The sequence below is a fragment of the Ideonella azotifigens genome, assembly GCF_006519715.1.
GTDB classification, from domain to species: domain Bacteria; phylum Pseudomonadota; class Gammaproteobacteria; order Burkholderiales; family Burkholderiaceae_C; genus Ideonella; species Ideonella azotifigens.
On the sequence record NZ_VIDT01000661.1, the window covers coordinates 1 to 2981 of the forward strand.

The 2981-nt window shown below is 67.8% G+C and carries 4 protein-coding genes; 2 read left to right on the forward strand and 2 right to left on the reverse strand.

Annotated elements, in window-relative coordinates:
* The coding region (locus FKP22_RS25835; protein ID WP_170201089.1) for a hypothetical protein at positions 1 to 633 on the reverse strand (633 nt) is incomplete at its 3' end.
* A 247-nt stretch (positions 634 to 880) separates the two neighbouring features.
* Between FKP22_RS25835 and FKP22_RS25840 the strand changes: the two genes are divergently transcribed.
* Together FKP22_RS25840 and FKP22_RS25845 are read left to right on the forward strand one after the other, a co-directional pair.
* Positions 881 to 1579: a dienelactone hydrolase family protein gene (locus tag FKP22_RS25840; RefSeq protein ID WP_141290663.1), complete on the forward strand. Its 699-nt coding sequence runs from the start codon at positions 881 to 883 to the stop codon at positions 1577 to 1579.
* A gap of 43 nt (positions 1580 to 1622) precedes the next feature.
* Positions 1623 to 2330 carry a dienelactone hydrolase family protein gene (locus FKP22_RS25845; RefSeq protein WP_141290665.1) on the forward strand — a complete coding sequence of 236 codons (708 nt, stop codon included), beginning with the start codon at positions 1623 to 1625 and terminating at the stop codon, positions 2328 to 2330.
* Positions 2331 to 2415: 85 nt separating this feature from the next.
* Here FKP22_RS25845 and FKP22_RS25850 read toward each other — a convergent pair.
* A partial coding sequence (locus FKP22_RS25850) for a TolC family protein (RefSeq protein ID WP_170201090.1) occupies positions 2416 to 2981 on the reverse strand: 566 nt, incomplete at its 5' end.

Genomic DNA, 2981 nt, shown 5'->3' on the forward strand with positions numbered 1-2981 from the left:
GGCCTGGCTGCGCAGGAAATAGCGATGCAGTTCCTGCGCAGCCTGGCGGTGCAGGTCCGCGTCGCCATGCAGCGCCGCCTCGCGCTGCAGCTTGGCCAGCAGCAGCCTCAGGCCCAGGGCCTTCACATCCAGGGACACGCGGCCCATCAGCAGCGCAGGCCACAGCGGCGAACCTTCCGCCGGCAGGCCGGAAGGCGCGGGCAGCGCAGTCGTGTTGCGGCCCTGGTCCAGCCGAAACTTGTGGCGCCACAGGTCCGCAAAGGGCAGCTTCAACAACACCGAAAGCTGCTCGGTGGTGGCGCCGGCCAGCAGCAAGTCCATGATGAGGCGCTGCAGGCCGCGCGTGTAGCCGGGCGCTTCTTCACCCGTCCAGGCGGTGGCAGGCAGGGCGTCGCCATCACGCAAGCCCACCTGCACGCGGCAGCGCCATCCGGCCAGGGTCACATGCTCCCAGCGCAACTGCCGCCGCACGGGGACCACGGCGCGCCGGCTAAACAGCCCCGGGTGAGGCGGTGGCCGCTCGATGTGAACGGTGACGGTTTGCGTGCCGCTGCTGCGCTGCACGTCCATCACTTTCCAGGGCGCGTCCACGCCCAGGAGTTCGGCCATCAGCGGTCGATCATCGTCCTTCATCGGTGAGTCCCCCCTCGCACCTGGCTTCAGGCTTGGTCAAAACATTGTGGGATGGGCGCGGGTCAGCAACAACGGGGCCGACCCTGAATAGGCGACACGGCCGGGCGGTTTTGCACACAATCGGCGGGGCGCGACATGCCACCCCGGCCTTGGCGCCGTGGCTGGCCCAACCCCTGCGCAAGGCATCAAATGGCATTGAGTTACGCTTAACGTCAGGTCAATTGCTCCTCCGAACGGGACACTCCATATGGGACACCTCATCGAATTCAAGCGCGCCGATGGCCGCAGCGCCAAGGCCTATTGCGCCGAAGCGCCAGAGCCCGTGGCCTCGGTGGTGGTGATCCAGGAGTGGTGGGGCATCAACGACCAGATCCGCGGCGTGGCCGACAGGCTGGCCGCTGCCGGCTTCACTGCGCTGGTGCCCGATCTCTACAAGGGAAAAAGCACCGTGGAGCAGGAAGAGGCCCACCACTTGATGACCGGGCTGGACTTCGGCGACGCGGCAGCGAACGACGTGCGCGGTGCGGTGCAACACCTCAAGGCCCAGGGCCTGGGCAGCGGCAAGGTCGGGGTCACCGGCTACTGCATGGGCGGTGCGCTGAGCCTGCTGTCCATGGTGATGGCACCCGAGGCGGATGCGGCCGTGGTCTGGTACGGCTATCCGCCGCTGGAATTCATCGACGCCAGCAAGATCGGCGCTCGCCCCTTGATGGCCCACTGGGCCACCCAGGACCAGGCCTTCGCGCTGAGCGGCGTCGACGCCCTGGAGGCCAAGCTGAAAGAGGCCCAGGTGCCATACGAAGGCTACCGCTACCTGGCGCAGCACGCCTTCGCCAACGAGACCGCCGTAGGCCCCGGCCGAATCGCCATGACCCAATACGACGCCGCCTGGGCCCAACTGGCATGGGACCGCACCCTGCGCTTCTTTGGACAGCAGCTTGGCTGATGTGCAGGCGGGATCACATACCCAATACCCTATAGGATTTTCGATGCCTCATCCCATCACCACCGAATGGCTGGACGTCGACAGCCCGGACGGCCGCTTCGGCGCCTACCTGGCACTGCCACCCGGCGGCAGTGGCCCGGGCCTCTTGTTGCTGCAGGAGATCTTCGGCGTGAACCCGCACATCCGCAGCGTGGCCGAGCAGTACGCGCAGGACGGCTTCGTGGTGCTGGCGCCGGACCTGTTCTGGCGCCACGCGCCACGGGTCGAGCTGGGCTATGACGGCGACGACGCCAAGCGGGCCTACGAGCTGATGGGCACTGTCAAGTCCGACCAGGTGCTGGGCGACATGAAGGCCACGTTGGGCGTGCTGAAGGGTCGCGCCGAGTGCAGCGGCAAGGTCGGCGCGATCGGCTATTGCATGGGCGGCCGGCTGGCCTTCAGCGCCGCGGCGATGATGCCGGTCGACGCGGCGGTCGCCTACTACGGCGGCGGCATCCAGAACCAGCTCGCGCTGGCGCCGCAGGTGCGCTGCCCCATGCAGTTCCACTACGGTGAGCAGGACGACCACATTCCGCTCAGTGCGGTGGAGCAGGTGCGCGGCGCCATGGCCGACCACAAGGGCACCGAGTTCCACGTCTACCCCGGCGCCGGCCACGGCTTCAACTGCTGGGCCCGCGGCAGCTACCACCCGCGCAGCGCCACGCTGGCCCACGGGCGCAGCCTGGCCTTCCTGGCCCAGCACCTGTACTGAGGTTTCCGAACCGCAAAAAGAAAACCCGGCCAGGTGCGCTGCACCTGCCGGGTTTTTTCATGCGGCGCCCACCGGGCGCCTGGCTTTACTTCGCCGCCGAAGCCGTCTGCTCGCTGGCCCGCTCTTCGCCGCCCAGCGCCTTGTACAGCGCCACGCGGTTCAACAGTTCGGACAGCCGGTACTGCACCAGCGCCTGCTCGGCCGCGGCGCGTGTGCGCTCGGCGTCCTGCAGTTCCAGCAGGCTGGCAGCGCCGGCGTCCAGCTTCATCCTGGTCAGCCGGGTGCGTTCGCGCTCGGCGTCCAGGAAGAGTTGCTGGGCTTCAACCTGTCGGTGCCATTCGCTCTGGCCGTTCAGCGCGTCGGCAGCTTCCTTGAACGCGGTCTGAACCGCCTTCTCGTACTGCGCCACCGCAATGTCGCGGTTCACCTCGGCAACCTTGACATTGGCCTGGTTGCGGCCGGCATCGAACAGCGTCAGCGCCGCCTGCGCGGTGAAAGTCCAGGCCTTGGTGGCGCTGTCGAACAGGTTGGACAGCGAGTCGCTCACGCCCCCGAAACTGCCGCTGAGCAGGATCTTCGGGAAGTAGGCGGCACGCGCCGCGCCGATGTTGGCGTTGGCCGAGCGCAGCGCCTGCTCGGCCTGGATCAGGT